This window comes from Hydrogenophaga sp. LT287 (assembly GCF_055702805.1).
The window spans coordinates 15,780-33,539 of sequence record NZ_JBVPZC010000029.1 but is presented as its reverse complement, the minus strand read 5'-3'; the positions used below and the strand labels follow the sequence as shown (position 1 = coordinate 33,539).

At 64.9% G+C, this 17,760-nt stretch carries 13 protein-coding genes and 1 pseudogene; 10 read left to right on the top strand and 4 right to left on the bottom strand.

All coding sequences use genetic code 11. The annotated features are described in order from the left end of the window. The 10 genes and pseudogenes from AC0GNR_RS16475 (at position 1) to AC0GNR_RS16430 (ending at position 13,909) form a co-directional block, all read left to right on the top strand. Entirely contained in the window at positions 1 to 1,935 is a 1,935-nt protein-coding gene (locus AC0GNR_RS16475; RefSeq protein ID WP_472901988.1) for a methyl-accepting chemotaxis protein, read from the top strand. 171 nt (positions 1,936 to 2,106) lie between these two features. Continuing rightward, positions 2,107 to 2,484, top strand: a pseudogene (locus AC0GNR_RS16470) (transposase); the annotation flags it as partial. 326 nt (positions 2,485 to 2,810) lie between these two features. Further along, positions 2,811 to 3,320 carry a hypothetical protein gene (locus tag AC0GNR_RS16465; RefSeq protein ID WP_472901987.1) on the top strand — a complete coding sequence of 170 codons (510 nt, stop codon included), beginning with the start codon at positions 2,811 to 2,813 and terminating at the stop codon, positions 3,318 to 3,320. Positions 3,321 to 3,610: 290 nt separating this feature from the next. Continuing rightward, positions 3,611 to 4,132, top strand: coding sequence for a chemotaxis protein CheW (locus AC0GNR_RS16460; protein ID WP_472901986.1), 522 nt, complete (start codon positions 3,611 to 3,613; stop codon positions 4,130 to 4,132). 37 nt (positions 4,133 to 4,169) lie between these two features. Further along, the gene (locus AC0GNR_RS16455) at positions 4,170 to 6,356 is read left to right on the top strand and encodes a methyl-accepting chemotaxis protein (protein WP_472901985.1); all 2,187 of its coding nucleotides are present in this window, start codon (positions 4,170 to 4,172) and stop codon (positions 6,354 to 6,356) included. Positions 6,357 to 6,386: 30 nt separating this feature from the next. Next, positions 6,387 to 8,129, top strand: coding sequence for a methyl-accepting chemotaxis protein (locus tag AC0GNR_RS16450; RefSeq protein WP_472901984.1), 1,743 nt, complete (start codon positions 6,387 to 6,389; stop codon positions 8,127 to 8,129). A gap of 85 nt (positions 8,130 to 8,214) precedes the next feature. Further along, the gene (locus AC0GNR_RS16445) at positions 8,215 to 9,654 is read left to right on the top strand and encodes a methyl-accepting chemotaxis protein (RefSeq protein ID WP_472901983.1); all 1,440 of its coding nucleotides are present in this window, start codon (positions 8,215 to 8,217) and stop codon (positions 9,652 to 9,654) included. A gap of 46 nt (positions 9,655 to 9,700) precedes the next feature. Next, complete coding sequence (locus tag AC0GNR_RS16440) at positions 9,701 to 11,287, top strand: methyl-accepting chemotaxis protein (protein WP_472901982.1); 1,587 nt, start codon at positions 9,701 to 9,703, stop codon at positions 11,285 to 11,287. A gap of 209 nt (positions 11,288 to 11,496) precedes the next feature. Then, a complete protein-coding gene (locus tag AC0GNR_RS16435) occupies positions 11,497 to 12,996 on the top strand; it encodes a M20 family metallopeptidase (protein ID WP_472901981.1) in 1,500 nt (499 codons plus the stop codon). A gap of 61 nt (positions 12,997 to 13,057) precedes the next feature. Beyond that, positions 13,058 to 13,909: an alpha/beta hydrolase gene (locus tag AC0GNR_RS16430; protein ID WP_472901980.1), complete on the top strand. Its 852-nt coding sequence runs from the start codon at positions 13,058 to 13,060 to the stop codon at positions 13,907 to 13,909. A gap of 104 nt (positions 13,910 to 14,013) precedes the next feature. On the opposite strand, the gene AC0GNR_RS16425 is transcribed toward AC0GNR_RS16430, so the two are convergent. The 4 genes from AC0GNR_RS16425 to AC0GNR_RS16410 form a co-directional block, all read right to left on the bottom strand. Next, complete coding sequence (locus tag AC0GNR_RS16425) at positions 14,014 to 14,505, bottom strand: YidB family protein (RefSeq protein ID WP_472901979.1); 492 nt, start codon at positions 14,503 to 14,505, stop codon at positions 14,014 to 14,016. 83 nt (positions 14,506 to 14,588) lie between these two features. After that, complete coding sequence (locus tag AC0GNR_RS16420) at positions 14,589 to 15,764, bottom strand: MFS transporter (protein ID WP_472901978.1); 1,176 nt, start codon at positions 15,762 to 15,764, stop codon at positions 14,589 to 14,591. 72 nt (positions 15,765 to 15,836) lie between these two features. Continuing rightward, complete coding sequence (locus AC0GNR_RS16415; protein WP_472901977.1) at positions 15,837 to 16,580, bottom strand: 16S rRNA (uracil(1498)-N(3))-methyltransferase; 744 nt, start codon at positions 16,578 to 16,580, stop codon at positions 15,837 to 15,839. A 10-nt stretch (positions 16,581 to 16,590) separates the two neighbouring features. After that, the gene (locus AC0GNR_RS16410; protein WP_472901976.1) at positions 16,591 to 17,682 is read right to left on the bottom strand and encodes an aminoglycoside phosphotransferase family protein; all 1,092 of its coding nucleotides are present in this window, start codon (positions 17,680 to 17,682) and stop codon (positions 16,591 to 16,593) included. Between the last annotated feature and the right edge of the window lie 78 nt (positions 17,683 to 17,760).

Below are 17,760 nucleotides of genomic sequence, written 5' to 3'. Positions count from 1 at the left end.
ATGCAACGCTTCATCGCCAACCTTCGTTTCGCCCACAAGTTCATCCTCATCGGCCTGGTGGCCCTGCTCATGGTGGTCGCACCCACGACGATCGCGGTGCGGGGTGAGATGAGCTACTTTCAAGCGGCCCGCAACGAGGCCAGCGGCATTGCGCCCGCGGGCGACGTGCTCAAGCTGCTGCAGCTGTCGCAGCAGCACCGGGGCATGTCGGCCGGTTACCTGGGCGGCAACGAAGGCGTGAAAGCGGCGCGCGAAGCCAAGCGCGGCGAGGTAGACGCTGCTTTGAACACGGCGCTGCTGTCGGTGGCCAGCCTGTCTTCCAGCCAGGCCAATGAACGGGCCCAGCGCATTCGCAGCGACTGGACCGCACTCGCCGACGCGGTGGGCAGCCGCGCGGTGGATGGTCCGCAGAGCTTTGCGCGCCACACGGCCCTGATCGCCCAGCAGCTGGACCTGCTGGAAGACGTGACCGATGTGTCGGGCATGACGCTGGACCCCGTGAGCGAAACCTATTTCATGATCCAGGCGGCGCTGTCTTATTTGCCGCAACTCACCGAAAGCCTGGGCCAGGCCCGTGCGCAAGGTGCCCTGGTGCTGGCGCGGGGTGAGGCCTCGCCCGAGCAGCGCGCCCGCCTCGCGGCGCTCAACAACCTGTCCCGCATGCACATGCGCAATGCCCAGAAAGACATGGAGAAAGTGTTTGCCGCCGCCCCCCACCTGCAGCAAACGCTGCAGGCGCCGGTGGCTGCTGCCTGGAAAGCCGCTGACGAAGCCTTTGCCCTGATCGATCAGCAGGTCGTGTTGGCTGAAACGCTCACCTACCCTTCAGCAGACTATTTCGCTGCCACGACCCGCCACATCGACGCGCAGTTTGCGTTGATCGACCGTGTGTTCAATGCGTTGTCGACCGAACTGCGCGACCGCGAAAGTGCCGCAGGTCAGAGCCTGTGGACGATGGCCCTTGCTTTGGCCGCGCTCGGCCTGCTGGGTGTGTGGGTCATGGTGCTGGTAGCCGGCACCACCACCCGCTCCATTGGGCAGGCGGTGCGCGTGGCCCAGGCCGTGGCCAGTGGTGACCTCACGTCGTCCATTGACACCAGCGCGCGGGACGAAACCGGCCAGCTGCTGCTGGCGCTCAAGGCCATGAACGACAGCCTGGTGCGCATCGTCTCCGAGGTGCGCCAGGGCAGCGACAACATCGTCACCGGCAGCAGCCAGATTGCCACCGGCAACGCCGACCTGTCGCAGCGCACCGAAGAGCAAGCCAGCAATCTGGAAGAAACCGCGGCCAGCATGGAGCAGCTGACCGCCACCGTGCAGCAAAACGCGGAAACCGCCCGCCAGGCCAGCGAACTGGCCCATGGCGCCAGCGCCGCCGCCGTGGCCGGTGGCGAGGTGGTGGGCCAGGTGGTGCACACCATGCAAGACATTGCCACCAGCTCGCGCCGCATCAACGACATCATTGGCGTGATCGACGGCATTGCGTTCCAGACCAACATCCTGGCCCTGAACGCCGCCGTGGAAGCCGCCCGAGCCGGCGAGCAGGGCCGGGGCTTTGCGGTGGTGGCCGGCGAGGTGCGCAACCTGGCCCAGCGCAGCGCCGCGGCAGCCAAGGAAATCAAGACACTGATTGGCGAAAGCGTGGAGCGTGTGGATGCGGGCACCGCCCTGGTGGAACAAGCCGGCCAGCGCGTGGGCAACATCGTGAGCCAGGTCAAGCGCGTGAGCGACCTCATCGGGGAAATCACCTCGGCCAGCGCCGAGCAGTCCAGCGGCATTTCGCAAGTGGGCGACGCCGTGGCCCAGCTGGACCAGGTGACCCAGCAAAACGCGGCCCTGGTGGAAGAAAGCGCGGCCGCTGCCGACAGCCTGAAGCACCAGGCCACCCAGCTGGCCGAGCTGGTGAGCGTGTTTCGGGTGGGTGCTGCGGCCTGACAAAGGCCCATTTGGGCAACGCGGAGCAAGTCCTTCGCTGTGCCCGCGCATCCCCCTTGGCGGTCGGCTGCGCTACAAATTTTTGCCATGGCCCCGCCCATGGCTTCGGTTTGCGCCATGCAATCCATCCCGATACGGAGCGCGTGAGCACCCGCGAAGACGCACTTTGAAGGCGTGATCGGGGGCATGCCGCCGGGGCGCGGCAACGCATGTGTGGAAGCCATGAATGGGCGGATGCAAAACGCCAAGCGCGCTGCACGCGGGTTCAGAACAAGCACGAACTTCAACGCGATTGCTTCCCTGCGTCTATTCAAGCTCAGGCACCTCACGGCCCACCCGCTTGAGCTCGCCGCACCACGTTTCGCGGGTGTGACCACGCGCAGCTGCAGAGGTCAAGCTCCATGCCATATGGCATGGATCCTCGCATGTGACCGTACCTCGCTAGCCCCGCTTTCATCTGAGCCTCGCTTCGTTGGTTCACCGCGAAGCATTCCCGTGTCGTTTGAGCATGGACAGGTGGGTCTCAGAGGGGGAAGCCATTGGCGCTGACTTCACCCGGTGGCGGGGTTGTGTGCAACAAGCGCTTCGGATCCATTTCGTCTTTTCACACCCGCGCCGCCGAGGTCTTGTCCTGCGATTTTTAAATGATAAAAATAATATATTGACATATTTAGGTATTTTATGTAAAGTGTCAACTTTTTAAGATATTAAAAATGCAATTGCAAACGCAAAACTCATCTATCGCCCGGTGGCTTTAATCCATATACCGGGTATTGAATCCCCGTCTTTGATAAGAGCAGCATTGCCCGCCAGGCATTCAAAAGATCTGGTTGTGGATTCATTTTTTCAGGTACCCAACGTGTGTACTTATTACGATGTTCGATTTAAATACCCGTGGCGTGGCGTGGCGTGGAGAGGGAATTTTTCCATCTGATGCGGTGGTGTTTGATCGGTTTACGGGGTACCGGCGCTTTTGTGTGGGTGTGAATGTGGATCACACTTTTTCGTACCTGAAAATTTATGATGAGCGCGGTGGGGTTCGTTTTGAAAGCGAGTTGTCCAATATTGAGTTGGCAGGTATTGAGTCCTTGATTCAATGGCGGCTCTCGACGCCAGCGGCTGTGTTGAACAGCATGGCTGTCGCTTGTCTGGGGCCTGAGTTGTCCATGGTGGGTGGCTCCAAACCAAAACGCGTTTCAAAGTTTTCAGTCAATGACGCCAGTTTTACCTTGCCCATGGCCCAATTGGGTCGTGATGCCTTGATTGAATCCGACTGTGTGGTGTTGATAGCGAAGTCATCACAAAAATGCGTCGCGCAAGCAGACAGGGGTCGAGAGTTGGTTGTTTTTGCCATGGCAGAGCAAGGGACCGACATGGTGCGCTGACTGCACAGGCAGGTGAGCGATGGGCATTCAAAAATGGAGACCGCCCGCAGATTCATTCCTGGCAACCGGTTCTCATTTTTTCCAGCACGTTTCGCCAAATCGACATCGGCAAGGTGGAGCCACCAGATCCTTCGGCGCGGGGTGAGGGGGCGTGGGCGGATGGTTCACTTTGGTACTCATGTCCTCTTAAGCTGGGGTAAGCCAGGGGTTTCGACTTTTTATTAGAGCTTCAGGTCTGGCGCGCCAAGCCGATAGTCCATGGACCAACCCGCTAATCGAGGACCCATCCCATGGACATGCGCAACGAGGCCACCCTGCAGGCCAACCACCACAGCGCGCGCGCTGCCGCCGCCAAAAAGGCCGAATTTCTGACCTTTCGCCTCGGCGGCGAAGAATATGGCATCGACATCCTGCGCGTGCAGGAGATCCGCTCGTTTGAAGAGCCCACCCGCATCGCCAACGCGCCGAGCTTCATCAAAGGCGTGGTCAACCTGCGCGGCGTGATCGTGCCGGTGGTGGACCTGCGCATCAAGCTCGGCTGCGACAAGGTGGAATACAACGGCTTCACCGTGGTGATCGTGCTCAACGTGCACGGCCGCGTGGTGGGTGCGGTGGTGGACTCGGTGTCGGACGTGCTGGAGCTGGCTGGCGACCTGATCAAGCCAGCGCCCGAGATGAACACCACGGTGGACACCAGCTTCATCACCGGCATTGCCAGCGTGGGTGAACGCATGTTGATTTTGATGGACATCGACGCGCTGATGAGCAGTGCCGACATGGGCCTCATGGACAGCTCGCAGAGCCTGCAGTAAGTCTGTTGAACCGCTCTGCCCCCACGAGAAGATCCGCATGAACACACCTCCTACCCGACACCGTTCGATTGCGCGTCGCGTCGCGCTCCAGGCGGTGGGCATGCTGGCCAGCGTGCTCTTGCTCATCAGCGTGGGCATGGCGGTGGTGGCCGAAGACCGTTCGCGCGAGCGCATCGTGGTGTGGGCCGGAGACAAGGCGCAGGCCGTGGCCGATTCGGTAGACGCCTTTGATGCCACCGCCCGCATGATGACCGACCGGGCCTACCGCCCGTTCCGTCAGAAGTTTGCGGAAAAACTGGAACTGGATGCCGAGGCTGGCCAGTTGAAAAGCTGGGGCATGTTGCTCAACAACGACTTTGCCGAGGTGGACACGTTTCACCAGCAAAACGGCGGTGTGGCCACCATCTTCATGCGCAAAGGCGATGACTTTGAGCGCATCACCACCTCGCTGAAAAAGGAAAACGGTGAGCGTGCCATGGGCACCCTGCTGGCGCGTGAGCACCCCGCCTACCCGCTCATGCTGCAGGGCAAAACCTACACCGGCCGCGCCGTGCTGTTTGGTAAGCCCTACATGACCCACTACGAGGCGGTGGCCAACGACGCCGGTCAGGTGGTGGGGATCCTGTTCATCGGGTTTGACATTGGCGACTTCCAGGCCTCGCTGACCCAGCTCGTCAACGAAGCGCGCTTTTTTGAAACCGGCGGCACCTATGTGATCGACCCGCGCAGTTCCAGCGCCGAGGCGGTGTTTGTGGCCCACCCCACAGCCGCAGGCAAAAAAGTGCTCGATGTGTTTGCCGATGCCGGTCCCGTGCTGGACCAGCTGCGCGATGCACCGCAAAACTTTGTGGACGGCGGTACGGCGCTCTTTCAGGCCGACATACCCAACCCATGGCGCGTGAAGCGCACCGCCAAGGCGGGCGGCTGGTGGGTGGTGGCCGAGGTGTCTGACGATGAAGCCATGGCCACGCACTGGGAAACCATCTACGCGTTCTGGGCCTTGCTGGCCGCCACCACGGTGGTGCTGGGGCTGGGTTTGTTCTGGCTGGTTCGGCGCAATGTCAGCCGTCCGCTGGCCGAACTGACCCAGGCCGTCACCAGCGTGGCCCAGGGCGACCTGACCCGCCCGTTCAGCACCGACCGCCACGACGACATTGGCCGCCTGGTGCTGGAGGTGGAAAGCATGCGCCAGCGCTTCCTGTCCATGATGCGCGAACTGCGCAGCGCGGCCGACAGCATCAACACCGCGTCGGCCGAAATTGCCAGCGGCAACCAGGACCTGAGCGCCCGTACCGAGCAAGCCGCCAGCAACCTGGAAGAAACCGCAGCCAGCATGGAAGAGCTCACCAGCACCGTGCGCCAAAGCGCCGACGCTGCGCGCCAGGCCAACCAGCTCGCGGCCAGCGCCTCTGAGATTGCGGTGCGCGGTGGCCAGGTGGTGGGCCAGGTGGTCACCACCATGAACGAGATCAACCACAGCAGCAAAAAGATCAGCGACATCATTGGCGTGATCGACGGCATCGCGTTTCAGACCAACATCCTGGCCCTGAACGCGGCAGTGGAAGCCGCCCGCGCCGGTGAGCAAGGCCGGGGCTTTGCGGTGGTGGCGGGCGAGGTGCGCAACCTGGCGCAGCGCAGCGCCGAGGCGGCCAAAGAAATCAAAGGCCTCATTGGTACCAGCGTGGACAAGGTCGAGACCGGCAGCCGCCTGGTGGCCGATGCGGGCCAGACCATGAGCGAGATTGTGGGCTCGGTGCAGCGCGTGAGCGACATCATTGGCGAAATCACGGCGGCCGCGGGCGAGCAAAGCGACGGCATTGGGCAGGTGAACACGGCGGTGAACCAGCTCGACCAGATGACGCAGCAAAACGCGGCGCTGGTGGAGCAAAGTGCGGCGGCCGCCGAGAGCCTGAAAGAGCAGGCCGCGCGCCTGTCGCAGGTGATCGCGATCTTCCGCACCGATGGCAGCGCCATGGTCAACGCACCCGCGCGCGCCGCGAGCACGTACGCCCACATCACGCCCACCCAGCGTGCGACCACCAGTTTCAAGCCCAGCGCCAAGCCCACTGCTGCGCTGGCCAAGCCGGCCGCACCGCGCATCGCGGCATCAGCGCCTGCTTCCGTTCCGGCTTCTTCTACAGCCCTCAAGCGGCCGCAGCCCGCCGCCAGCAAGTCCGCACAGTCCACCGCGGCCGGTGCTGAAGGCGACTGGGAAAGTTTCTGAATCCCACACCAATGCCCGTAGGTGAACACCATGCGATTCAACCAGCGCCTCTTGATAGCCTTCGTTGTGCCCTCGGTGCTGTTCGTGGGCGGTTTGACCGCCGCCATCGGCTCGCTGATCAACACGCAGCGTGAGTTTGATGGTTACTTTCAAACCGAAGCGGCCATTGCCAACGGCGTGCGTGAGATGTATGCCCAAGGCCTGCAGATGGGCCAGGCCATGCGCAACATCGTGCTGGACCCAGGCAACCTGACCGCTTACAAAAACCTGGACGGCGCCCGAGAGGCCTACGACAAGGCCTTTGACGAAAGCCAGCAGCTGGCCAAGGGGCTGACGGTTGAGCCAGCCATTTTGGCGCTGGGCGAGCTGCGAGCCACCCAGGGCCGCGCCCAGCAACAGGTGCTGGACACGCTCAAGACCGACCCGACCCAGGCCGGGGCCTTGCTTAACAAAGTCGAAACGCCGGCCTGGCGCCAGCTGCGCACCGCGCTGTTGAAGCTGCGCGATGACATGGGCGTGTTGTCGCATGCGACCCATGTCGCCGTCAACGCACGCGCCGACCGCATGCGTTGGATTTCCATGGGGCTGGCCGCGCTGGCCATGGCGGTTTCGGTGGTGCTGGGGATGCAATTGCGACGCACCTTGCGCCGTGAAATTGGGGGTGACCCGGCGGTGGTGCGAGCCACCTTGCAACAGATGGCCGGCGGTGATCTGACGGGCCATGTGCCGCCCACGCCGGAGCCGCAGAGCCTGGTGGGCGCACTGTCGTCCATGCAGGCGGCCATGCGCACCCTGGTGGCGCAGGTGCAGCAGTCGAGCGCCAGCATTGAAGTGGCCACCAGCGAAATTTCACTGGGCAACCACGACCTGTCAGCCCGAACGGAAGCGGCTGCAAGCAACCTGGAGCAAACGGCAGCCAGCATGGAAGAGCTCAACAGCACCATGCGCCAGAGTGCGGATGCGGCGCGCCAGGCCAGCCAGCTGGCGGTGGCCAACGCCGAAGTGGCTGCGCGCGGCGGTCAGGTGGTGGGCCAGGTGGTGGCCACCATGGAAGAGATCAACCAGAGCAGCAAAAAGATCAGCGACATCATTGGCGTGATCGACGGCATTGCGTTCCAGACCAACATCCTGGCGCTGAACGCGGCGGTGGAAGCCGCCCGCGCCGGCGAGCAAGGCCGGGGCTTTGCGGTGGTGGCCGGCGAGGTGCGCAACCTGGCGCAGCGCAGCGCCGAAGCCGCGAAAGAAATCAAGACGCTCATTGGCACCAGCGTGGACCGGGTGGAAGCGGGCTCGCGCCTGGTGGGCGAAGCGGGCAGCACCATTGGCGATGTGGTGGCCAACGCCCAGCGCGTAGCCGACATCATCGGTGAGATCACCGCCGCCAGCGGCGAGCAAAGCAGCGGCATTGGGCAGATCAACGCCGCGGTGAACCAGCTCGACCAGATGACGCAGCAAAACGCCGCGCTGGTGGAAGAGAGCGCTGCGGCGGCAGAGAGTTTGAAGGACCAGGCGGTCCGGTTGTCGCAAGTCATTGCGATGTTCCGCACCGGTGGCAGCAGCCCCACGCATCCGGTTGCCGCGCCGCGCGCCGGAGTGCCCAAAGCGCCGTTGTCCACCGTCCGCCCCGCTGCGCAAAAAACCGCGCCTCCCGTGTTGGCCGCACGACCGCCGGCGCGTGCCCTCCAGCGGCCGCCGGACCTGCAGACCGTTGCCTCCCAGCCAGGCAAGGCAGCTGTGGCCGCTGGCCATGAAGGCGACTGGGAAAGTTTCTGAACGGCCCGCTCGCAGGCGCTGGGGCTTGCCCCCGATGCCGGGCACTTTCTTTTCGACCAAATCACGATAAACCAGGGTTTTCGACATGAGCAACACAAACCAACGCAGACACGCCGACAACGGCCAGGCCCTTTTGGGTGACAAGGTGATGCTGGCCGCCATCGTGGTCAGCGCCATCGCCGCTGTGGTCATTGGCTTTCTGTATTACGAGCCTACGCTGGGCGTGATCGGTGCGCTGGCGTTTGCGGGCCTGGGCGCTGCGGTCTTCGCTGTGGCGCGCGGCACCATGGTCTCGCGCCTGGTGTTGGTGTTTGCGCTGGTGGCGCTGGTGGCGCTGCACATTCAACTGGCGCGCGGCGAAATCGAATACCACTTTGGCGTGTTCGTCACACTGGCGCTGGTGCTGGTGTATCTGGACTGGCGGCCCATCGTGTTCGCGGCGGGTTTGTTTGCGGTGCACCATGTGCTGTTTGACCGTTTGCAAGCCGCTGGCCTGGGCTTTTATTGCACCACCGAAGCCAACTTCTGGCGTGTGATGCTGCATGCCGGTTATGTGGTGATTCAGACCTCGCTGGAGGTGGTGCTGGCGGTGAGCATGGGGCGCACCGCCCGCGAAGGCGTTGAACTGGCCGGCATGGTGGCCGCGGTGGACCAGCCCGACGGCATTGCGCTGGACATGAGCGGCATGGACGTGACCACGCCGCGCGCGCAGGCCCTGAGGGCCGCGCTGCAGCGCATGCAGGTGGTGGTGGCGTCGGTGCAGGCCTCAGCCGTACACATCGAAGCCGCCAGCCGAGAAATTGCCAGCGGCAACAACGACCTTTCAGCGCGCACCGAGCAAGCGGCCAGCAACCTGCAAGAAACCGCCGCCAGCATGGAGCAGATCAACAGCACCGTGCGCCAGAGCGCTGACGCAGCCCGCCAGGCCAGCCAGATGGCGGTGGCCAACGCAGAAGTGGCCGCACGCGGTGGCCAGGTGGTGGGCCAGGTGGTGGCCACGATGCACGAGATCAACCACAGCAGCAAAAAGATCAGCGACATCATTGGCGTGATCGACGGCATTGCGTTCCAGACCAACATCTTGGCGCTCAATGCGGCGGTGGAAGCCGCCCGCGCCGGCGAGCAAGGCCGGGGCTTTGCCGTGGTGGCGGGCGAGGTGCGCAACCTGGCGCAGCGCAGCGCCGAGGCGGCCAAAGAAATCAAGACGCTCATTGGCAACAGCGTGGACAAGGTGGACGCCGGCTCGCGCCTCGTGGCCGAAGCGGGCAGCACCATTGACGAGGTGGTGGCCAACGCGCAGCGCGTGGCCGACATCATTGGCGAGATCACGGCGGCGTCTTCCGAGCAATCGGGGGGCATCAGCCAGGTGCACACCGCGGTGAACCAGCTCGACCAGATGACGCAGCAAAACGCGGCGCTGGTGGAAGAAAGCAGCGCGGCCGCCGAAAGCCTGAGAGAGCAAGCGCAGAACCTGGCCCAAGCCATTTTGGTGTTCAAGCCCAGCGGTTCGCTGCGCTTGGTCTGACTCTCGGTGCGTTGCCATCCAACCTCTGCTTGATCGGGACATTTCCATGGGACTCAACCACCTGATGCGTCAGTTTTCCATTCGCACCCGCATGCTCGGCGCCATCGGCGTGGTGCTGGCGCTGCTGGTGGTGGTGGGCGGTGCTGGCCTGTGGGGCATGCAGCGCTTGCACCAGCTGAGCCAAGAGTTTGTGAGCCATGCGTTTGAAGAAACGCTGATCCTCTCGCGCCTGCGCGTGGCCATGGCCGACCTGAGCCGCTACGAGAAGGACATGGTGATCCACTACGAATCGCCTGAACAACTGTCGCTGGCCAACATGCGGTGGGAAAAAGCCCGCGCCGAGATAGACAAGCAGATCGGCCACATGCTGGAAGGCGATGACGACGAGGACAACGCCTTGCTGCGCGAGATGCAACAACGGCTGGGCGTGTACGTGGCGGCGGTGGAGCCAGTGGTGGTGCAGATCAAGGCGGGTGGTTACGACAGCGCCACCGTGGCCAACCGCATGCTGGCACGCGCCCACGAGCAATACGCAACGCTGCTGGCCGACATGGCCCAGATTGAAAAAATCATCTTGGGCGAAGCGGCCAGCCTGCAGGCCGAGGAGCAGTCCACCAGCGACCAGACGCTGTGGCTGTTTGGCCTGGCGGTTGCGCTGGCGGGGCTGGTGGTGGTGCCCACCACGCTGGCCAACATGCAGAGCATTTGCCGCCCGCTGGACCACGCGCAGCGCCTGGCCACCGCCATCACACAGGGGGATCTGACCCAGACCATGGCCATCGATGGCAAAGACGAGCTTTCGCGCCTGATGCAGGCGCTGGGCGGTATGCAGGATGCCCTGGCGCGCATTGTGGGCGAGGTGCGCAGAAGCTCTGACGGCATTGGCACCGCCAGCGCGCAGATCGCTTCGGGCAACCAGGACTTGTCCACCCGCACGGAGCAAGCCGCCAGCAGCTTGCAGCAAACGGCCAGCAGCATGGAACAGATCAACGGCACCGTGCGCCAGAGCGCCGACGCGGCCCGCCAGGCCAGCCAGATGGCGGTGGCCAACGCCGAGGTGGCCGCGCGCGGTGGCCAGGTGGTGGGCCAGGTGGTGACCACCATGGAAGAGATCAACCAGAGCAGCCGAAAGATTGGCGACATCATTGGTGTGATCGATGGCATTGCGTTCCAGACCAACATCCTGGCGCTGAATGCCGCGGTAGAAGCCGCCCGCGCCGGCGAGCAAGGCCGGGGCTTTGCGGTGGTGGCCGCCGAGGTGCGCAACCTGGCGCAGCGCAGCGCCGAGGCGGCCAAAGAGATCAAGACGCTCATTGGCAACAGCGTGGACAAGGTCGACATGGGTTCGCGCCTGGTGGCCGAGGCGGGCAGCACCATCAGCGAAATCGTGGCCAACGCCGACAAGGTGTCGGCCTTCATCAGCGACATCACGACCGCCGCCAACGAACAGTCCAGCGGCATGGGCCAGGTCAGTGGCGCGGTCAGCCAGCTTGACCAGATGACGCAGCAAAACGCCGCGCTGGTGGAAGAAAGCGCGGCGGCAGCCGAGAGCCTGAAAGACCAGGCCGCCCGGCTCGCCGATGTGGTGCGCGTGTTCCGCTTGAGCGGCCGCACAGACCTGGCCACAGTCTGAGCGCCAGAGCGCTTTGAGCACTGCCCAAGGCGGCGTTTGAGGCGCTGCGAAGCCTGCCTTGACCCCATGACGGTGTCTGCGCACCTGCCAGCGGCACCGCATCGTGCCTATACTTGCGCCAGCTTCTGAAACCCCGGCCCGGTGGCTGCTGCCTCGGGACGCGGCCCGCCCGGTGCGCGCTGGGCTTTGATCCCCTGGAGACCGATGCCATGAACGCCCGCTTGCCCCAGCCCCTGCCGCTCGAACCCACGGCGCTGCAAAGCCATGTGAACGCCGCTTGGTCCAGCACCATCGTGCCCGAGCTGCAGCGCTACATCGAGGTGCCGGCCAAGTCGCCCGCGTTTGACGCCGACTGGGCCAGCCACGGTCTGCTCGACCGGGTGTTGCAGAGCGCCGCCGACTGGGTGCAGGCCCAGCGGGTGCCCGGCCTCACGCTCGAAGTGATTCGCCTCAACGATGCCCAGGGTGTGCCCCGCACGCCGGTGCTGTTTTTTGAAGTGCCCGCCAGCGCCGGGCGAGACGGCACGCCCGCCCCCGCTTCAGGCCAGACCGTGCTGATGTACGGCCACCTCGACAAGCAACCCGAATTCACCGGCTGGCGCAGCGACCTCGGCCCCTGGACGCCGAAAATTGTGGACGGCAAGCTCTATGGCCGTGGCGGCGCCGACGACGGCTACGCGGTGTACGCCAGCATCGCGGCGGTGCAGGCGCTCAAGGCCCAAGGCGTGGCGCACCCGCGCATCGTGGGTCTGGTGGAAACCTGCGAAGAAAGCGGCTCGGGCGACCTGCTGCCCTACGTGGACGCATTGCGCCAGCGGCTGGGCGACGTGGGCCTGGTGATCTGCCTGGACAGTGGCGCCGGCAATTACGACCAGCTGTGGCTGACCACCAGCCTGCGCGGCATGGCCAGCGGCGTGCTGAAGGTTGAGGTGCTGACCGAGGGCATCCACTCGGGCGACGCTTCCGGGCTGGTGCCGTCCAGTTTTCGCATCATGCGCCAGGTGTTGGACCGCCTGGAAGACAGCGCCACCGGCCGCCTGCTGCCAGCCAGTTTTCATTGCGAGGTGCCAGCCGAGCGCGTGGCACAAGCCAAAGCCACGGCCGCCATTTTGGGCGACGAGATTTACAAGCGCTTCCCCTGGGCACACCACGACTGCGGTGGCTCCACCGTGTTTGCCTTGCCCACCACCACCGACCCGGTGGACGCCTTGCTCAACCGCACCTGGCGGCCCACGCTCAGCGTCACCGGGGCCGACGGTTTCCCTGAGTTGCGCAACGCAGGCAATGTGTTGCGGCCTTACACCGCGTTCAAGCTCAGTCTGCGCCTGCCCCCGCTGGTGGACGCGCCCAGCGCCGTGCAAGAGCTCAAAGCCTTGCTGGAAGACAACGCGCCGTACCAGGCCCGCGTGACGTTTGAGGGCGAAGGCGCAGCCAGCGGCTGGAACGCGCCCACCACCACCCCGTGGTTTGAAGCCGCGCTGCAAGACGCGTCGCAAGCGCACTTTGGCGCAGGCTGCGGCACCATCGGCCAGGGTGGCACCATTCCGCTCATGAACATGCTCAGCAAAGGTTTCCCCACCGCGCAAATGATGGTGTGTGGCGTGCTCGGCCCCAAGAGCAACGCACACGGCCCCAACGAGTTTTTGCACCTGGACTACGCGCAGCGCCTCACCGCCTCGGTGGCCCAGGTGATTGCCCGCATGCCTTGACGGCAGGCGCGTTTCGCCAAAACCCGCGTACCCGGCCCCAACGCCTTCGCTTGCCCCCGCCATGTCCGACACCACCCAGGCCCCTTTCACCCTCGAAGACGGCCTGAACCTGGCCCTGTACGACTGGCCGCTGCCCATGCGCTGGCGCCCGCGTGGCGTGGTGCTGGTGGTGCACGGCCTGGGCGAACACGCCTGGCGCTACGACCCGCTGGCCCAGCGTCTGAATGAATGGGGCTTTTGCGTGCGCGCCTACGACCAGCGCGGTCACGGCGAGTCGGGTGGCGCCCGTGGCGTGATCCCGTCCGACACCGCTTTGCTGGACGACCTGGCCGAGGTGCTGGACGACACGCGGCGGCACATTGCGCGGCCCTGGGCCTGCCCGCTCATTCTCATGGGCCACAGCATGGGGGGGCTGGTGGCGTCCACCTTTGTTCAGCGCAACATCGCGCCGGTGGATGCGCTGGTGCTGTCGTCTCCCGCGCTGGACGCGGGCATCGGCCCCATGCAGAAAAAAATCATGCGGTTGCTTTACCGCTGGGCGCCCAACCTGGCGCTCTCAAACGGCCTGGACGCCAGCAAGATTTCACACAGCGCGGCGGTGGTGGATGCCTACGCGAACGACCGGCTGGTGCACGACCGCATTTCGGCCCGGTTGGCCCAGTTCATTGACAGCAACGGCCCCCGGGTGGTGGCCGCCGCACCGCGCTGGCATGTGCCCACCTTGCTCATGTATGCCGGGGCCGACCGCCTGGTGCGCCCCGAAGGCAGCCGCGCTTTTGCCGCCATGGCGCCGCGCGACAAGGTCACCAGCCATTGTTTTGAAGGGCTGTACCACGAGATCTTCAACGAGCAAGACCCGTCGGCTGTTTACGTTGCGCTCAAGGCCTGGCTGGACCAGCGTGCGCCCGCCTGAACGCCAACTGCCCCTGCACACGTTTCAAACAAAAACAGCCCCAAGCGGGGCTGTTTTCTTGCGGGTCGAAACGCTGCGTTCAATGGTCCAGCGGCCACACCCGATCAGCGTTTTTGCAACAGGCCGCCGAGCATACCCATCAGGTCGCCCGCGTTGCCGCCACCTTGGCCGCCCAGCAGGGCACCCAGAGCGCCCGTGCCGTTGTCGGTGGGCATCTGGCCTTGCGGTGTGAGTTTGTCGATCAGGCCCGGCAGCAGGTCGGCCATGGTGCCTGCGGCTTGCTGGGCGTTGCCGCCGAGTTGCTGGGCGATCATGCCCATGAGGTCGGGGCCCAGGGCGCCACCGAGCTGGTCGGCAGACACGGGCTGGTTGGCACCCGTGCCCACCCACGACTGGGCCGCTTCACCCAGGCCACCCTGTTGCAGCTTGGCCAAAATGCCTTGCAGGCCACCGGCGTTGTTCATCAGCGCACCCACGATGCCCATGAGCATCTGGGGGTCGAGCCCACCGGCTGCGCCCGTGGCGCCTGCCGACGCTTGGTTGCCCTGCAGCGAGCCCATCGCTGCGTTGGTGGCGGCGCCAATCAAAGAGTCCATCAAGCCCATGTCGTATCCCTTGTGTGAAGTGGAGCCGCAGCGGCTGCTGCGGCCCGGGCCCGGGTCAGTCGATGTGCCCCGGGTCAGGCCGCATTGTGGGCTTGGCGCCGCAGCCACGCAAGCCACGCCAGGGCCACGCCGGTGAGGGCTACAGGCACCAGCGAACCCACGTTCAGCCACTGCCAGCCCTGGGTGGTGACGAGGGCGCCCGAGGCGAACGACGTGACCGCCATGGTGGCAAAAACAAAAAAGTTGATGGCGGCCTGTGCGCGGTCTTTTTCCTCAGGTCTGTAGGCTTGAAGCGACAGCGTGGTGCTGCCCGTGAACAGGAAGTTCCAGCCCACGCCCAGCAAAAACAGCGCAATCAGGAACTGGTGCAGGTCCACACCCGAGAGCGCAATGGCAATGCAGGCGATGTTGAGCACCACGCCCACGCCCATGATGGTCAGCACCCCGAAGCGCTTGATCAGGTGGCCAGTGAAGAAGCCCGGTGCAAACATGCCGATCACATGCCACTCCAGCACCAGCGCGGCGTCGTCAAACTCAAAGCCGCACACCTGCATGGCCAGCGGCGTGGCCGCCATCAGCAGGTTCATCACGCCATAGCCCAGCGCCGCCCCTGCGGTGGCCACAATGAAAACCGGCTGGCGCATGATGACCGACAGCGGGCGCCCCGGGTCGGCATTCGCCTTTTTAGGTGGCAGCGGCGGAAATTTGAGGAACGACATGATCGCCATCGACAGCAGCGCCACCACGGCCAGCGCCAGGTAGGCACCGGCAAACGGAACGTCAAACAGGCTGCGTGTGCGGCTGGCCAGGTTGGGCCCCAGCACCGCGCCCACCAGGCCGCCGGCCAGCACCAGCGACACCGCTTTTTCGCGGAAATCGGGCGCGCTCAGTTCGGCCGCGGCAAAGCGGTACAGCTGGCCGTTGGCGCTGTAGTAACCCGCGATCACGGTGGCGCTCACCAGCAACCAGAAGTTTTTGTCAATGGCGGCCCAGAAACACAACAGGGCCGACGCAAACGCCACCAGCAAACCAATCTGGAACGAGCCCTTGCGGCCGTAGGCGCTTTGTGTGCGTGCCACCAGCGGTGTGGACAAGGCACCGCCCACCACATAGCCCATGACCGGCAAGGTGGCCATCCAGCCCAGCGGCGCCAGCGACAAGCCCACCAGCCCGTTGATGGCGATGAACACCACGTTGTTGGTGAGAAACAGGCCTTGCGCGGCGGCCAGCAGCCAGAGGTTTTTATTCATAAGCGGGTGTTTATACAGCGGCTGACCTGGGGGGGCTGTCCGGTGCGGGGCAGCCGCTTCAGGTGGGGCGCGTCAATGTGCTGCGAGCACCAGCGCAGCCAGCGCAGCGGTCTCGGCGCGCAGCACGCGCGGCCCCAGCGTGACCGGCACAAACCCGGTGGCCCGGGCCGCGGCGTCCTCGCTGGGGCTCAAGCCCCCTTCGGGCCCGCTGAGAAACAGCACCGGCGTTTGGGCCGGCTGGCTGGCCAGCACCGCCGCCAGCGGCTGAGAGCCATCAGCCAGCGACAGCACGCACCGCAGCAGGGGCGTTGCGGCGTCAACTGGGTCAGCGGGGTTGGCGGTCTTGAGCCAGGCGGTCAGTTCGGCCACCGGCATCACGGTGGGCACCCGGTTGCCGCCACACTGCTCGCACGCGGCGGTGGCCACGCCTTGCCAATGAGCCTGCTTTTTCGCGGCGCGCTCGCCGCTCAGGCGCAGCACGCTGTGGGCGGTGTGCAGCGGCTGCACGGTGGCCACACCGAGTTCGGTGGCTTTCTCCACCAGCCAGTCCATGCGGTCGTTGGCGGGCATGCCCACGGCCAGGTGCACGCGGCGGCTGGGCTCACATTCCCGGGTCTGGTGGCTGTCCACGCGCACCGCCACGTCCGAGCGGCCCATGCGCACAATGGTGGCGCTGTATTCGCCGCCGTCGCCGTTGAATAGCGTGATGATGCCACCGGGCTGCAGGCGCAGCACCTGCACATGGCGGGCTGCCGCAGCGGGCAGTTCCAGTTCGGTACCCGCAGCGAGCGGGACGGGGCAGTGAAAGCGCGGCATACCTGTGGCCTCAGACGCGGCCGAAGGCGTAGCCCGAGGCGGCTTCAAACCCTTCTACCTGGTCGATCACTTTGAGAAACGGACCCAGCTCGCGGTAGCGGTGTGTGGTGTTGCGGATGTAGTGGATGAAGCGGTGCGTGTCGGCTAGGTACTTGGGCTTGCCGTCGCGCAGGGTGAGCCGCGCAAAGATGCCCGCCACTTTCAGGTGGCGCTGCAGGCCCATCCATTCCACGGCGCGGTAGAAGGCGCCGAAGTCGCTGTGCCAGTCTTCAAAGTCCATCAGCCCGGCTTTGCGCGCCTTTTCCCAGTAACGAATGGTGATATCGATGACAAAGTCTTCCTCCCAGGTGAGGAAGGCGTCGCGCATGAGGCTCGCGATGTCGTAGGTGATGGGGCCGTACACCGCGTCCTGGAAATCCAGCACGCCGAGTTGCTGGGCCGGGGTGCTGCCGGGCTGGGCGGGGATCATCAAGTTGCGGGGCATGAAGTCGCGGTGCACATAGACGCTGGGTGCGGCCAGATTGCGCTTGACGATACTGTCAAACGCCTTGCTCAGCGTCTCGGCGTCTTTGCCCTGCAGTGTGGTCTGGCGGTGCTGGGCCAGGTACCAGTCGGGAAACAGCTGCAATTCGCGGCGAAGCAGCGGCTCGTCGTAAGCCGGTAGCACGCCGGGCTTGGAGGCGAGCTGCCAGGCCAGCAGCGTGTCCAGCGCCTGCAGGTAGCGGGCGTGGTTGGCGGCCGGGTTGTCGGGCTGTATTTGCTCCATCATGGTCTGCTTGCCCAGGTCGGGCAGCAGCATGAAGCCCAGCGGCTCGTCCCAGGCCAAAATCTGCGGCACCAGCAGGCCGGCGTCCTGCATCAGGCCGGCCACGTGCACGAAGGGCTGGCAGTTTTCTCTGTCGGGCGGCGCGTCCATGACGATGCGGCTCGCGCCATCCACCGTGTCCACCCGCAGGTAGCGGCGAAAGCTGGCGTCGGCCGAGGCCGGGCGCAGCGTGGCGGGCAGCAGGCCCTGGGCGCCGGCCAGGCTGTGCAGCCAGGCGTTGAAGGCGGTTTCGCGCTGGGGGTCGGCCCACGTAACAAGGGGTTGGATCGGGGTCATGGGAGTGGGCTGGTGCACAGCGACAGCCGCTGTGTGGGCATAGGATAATCGCCGCAGATTCTACAAACCCGCTTCGCG

Coding starts and splice junctions, on each gene's coding strand:
- AC0GNR_RS16475 (WP_472901988.1), top strand. CDS start 1: ATGCAACGCTTCATCGCCAACCTTCGTTTCGCCCACAAGTTCATCCTC.
- AC0GNR_RS16465 (WP_472901987.1), top strand. CDS start 2,811: ATGTTCGATTTAAATACCCGTGGCGTGGCGTGGCGTGGAGAGGGAATT.
- AC0GNR_RS16460 (WP_472901986.1), top strand. CDS start 3,611: ATGGACATGCGCAACGAGGCCACCCTGCAGGCCAACCACCACAGCGCG.
- AC0GNR_RS16455 (WP_472901985.1), top strand. CDS start 4,170: ATGAACACACCTCCTACCCGACACCGTTCGATTGCGCGTCGCGTCGCG.
- AC0GNR_RS16450 (WP_472901984.1), top strand. CDS start 6,387: ATGCGATTCAACCAGCGCCTCTTGATAGCCTTCGTTGTGCCCTCGGTG.
- AC0GNR_RS16445 (WP_472901983.1), top strand. CDS start 8,215: ATGAGCAACACAAACCAACGCAGACACGCCGACAACGGCCAGGCCCTT.
- AC0GNR_RS16440 (WP_472901982.1), top strand. CDS start 9,701: ATGGGACTCAACCACCTGATGCGTCAGTTTTCCATTCGCACCCGCATG.
- AC0GNR_RS16435 (WP_472901981.1), top strand. CDS start 11,497: ATGAACGCCCGCTTGCCCCAGCCCCTGCCGCTCGAACCCACGGCGCTG.
- AC0GNR_RS16430 (WP_472901980.1), top strand. CDS start 13,058: ATGTCCGACACCACCCAGGCCCCTTTCACCCTCGAAGACGGCCTGAAC.
- AC0GNR_RS16425 (WP_472901979.1), bottom strand. CDS start 14,505: ATGGACTCTTTGATTGGCGCCGCCACCAACGCAGCGATGGGCTCGCTG.
- AC0GNR_RS16420 (WP_472901978.1), bottom strand. CDS start 15,764: ATGAATAAAAACCTCTGGCTGCTGGCCGCCGCGCAAGGCCTGTTTCTC.
- AC0GNR_RS16415 (WP_472901977.1), bottom strand. CDS start 16,580: ATGCCGCGCTTTCACTGCCCCGTCCCGCTCGCTGCGGGTACCGAACTG.
- AC0GNR_RS16410 (WP_472901976.1), bottom strand. CDS start 17,682: ATGACCCCGATCCAACCCCTTGTTACGTGGGCCGACCCCCAGCGCGAA.